A 1,124-nucleotide genomic window follows, 5' to 3' on the forward strand; every position below is an offset into this window, starting at 1 on the left:
CCTCTTTTACACCGAGCACGTGGCGGCACTGATGCCGCGTCGCTACTCCCGCTTTTTGGGGACCTTGGTACAGGCAGGCCGGGGCTTCCCTCTTTTATCCGTCAATCCCCTCTCTTCGATTCCCCCCCTCAAGGGGTCTGCGGCGTTTGCGCCTCGCGCACCTTCACTTCGAAACGCCAGCGGCCATTGACCTCGGTACCAGACCAGTCGCCTTGCAGCGCCCGTGCGGCGATGACCGTCAGCAGCAACCCCTGATCGCCCTGCTGCACCTTCCAGTTAGCCTGGCGCCCTTCTATGGGCAACTGCCCCGTTCCAGGCCGCCCATGGGCATCGAAGACAATCGCCAGGATGCCGTTGCCGAACTCGCCATGCACCTTGGGTTCCTCGTTGAACCACAGCACCAGCCCCGCCGGCTGGATCTCTATGCGGTCCAGCACCCGCGGCTCGGGCTCGGTCACCTTGCCGATCATCATCCCCACCAGCAAGCTGAACAAGGCGATGGCGCCGAGGAACCTGGGCCAGAGTTTTGATCGTGGGTCCTGCTCATCAGGGGTAGAATGCTGCCCGTCTTTCAGTTCGGAGCCGTGCATGTTTCACGTCATCCTTTTTCAACCAGAGATTCCGCCGAATACCGGCAACATTATCAGGCTCTGCGCCAACAGCGGCTGCCACCTGCACTTGATCGAGCCGATCGGCTTCGAGCTGGACGACAAGCGCCTGCGCCGCGCCGGACTCGATTATCACGAATACGCCCCGCTCAAGCGCCACGCCGACCTCGCCAGCTGCCTCGAAAGCCTGGGCCAGCCGCGCCTGTTCGCCTTCACCACCAAGGGCTCCCGGCCGTTCCACGACGTGGCGTTCCATCCGGGCGATGCCTTTCTGTTCGGGCCTGAGAGCCGCGGGCTGCCCAACGAGGTGCTGGACGCCCAGCCCGACGGCCATCGTCTGCGCCTGCCCATGCGCGACGGCAGCCGCAGCCTGAATCTGTCCAATACCGTGGCGGTGGCAGTCTACGAGGCGTGGCGCCAACAGGGTTTCGCCTGAATCCCCTGTGGCGGGGGGGGGGGGGGGGGGGGGGGGGGGGGGGGGGGGGGGGGGGGGGGGGGGGGGGGGGGGGGGGGGGG

At 66.2% G+C, this 1,124-nt stretch carries 2 protein-coding genes; one reads left to right on the forward strand and one right to left on the reverse strand.

Annotated elements, in window-relative coordinates:
* Positions 1-128 precede the first annotated feature (128 nt).
* Positions 129-590: a hypothetical protein gene (locus AC3WJP_RS20970; RefSeq protein ID WP_493723724.1), complete on the reverse strand. Its 462-nt coding sequence runs from the start codon at positions 588-590 to the stop codon at positions 129-131.
* Here AC3WJP_RS20970 and AC3WJP_RS20975 point away from each other — a divergent pair.
* Positions 589-1,044, forward strand: a complete 456-nt coding sequence (locus tag AC3WJP_RS20975; protein ID WP_493723725.1) for a tRNA (cytidine(34)-2'-O)-methyltransferase — start codon at positions 589-591, stop codon at positions 1,042-1,044. The genes AC3WJP_RS20970 and AC3WJP_RS20975 overlap by 2 nt on opposite strands.
* Positions 1,045-1,124: the final 80 nt, after the last annotated feature.

It is taken from the genome of Pseudomonas sp. GW821-FHT01A09 (assembly GCF_058986725.1).

What these genes read in the sequence shown, in the direction of transcription:
- AC3WJP_RS20970 (WP_493723724.1), bottom strand. Translation starts at nt 590, where the DNA reads ATGCACGGCTCCGAACTGAAAGACGGGCAGCATTCTACCCCTGATGAG.
- AC3WJP_RS20975 (WP_493723725.1), top strand. Translation starts at nt 589, where the DNA reads ATGTTTCACGTCATCCTTTTTCAACCAGAGATTCCGCCGAATACCGGC.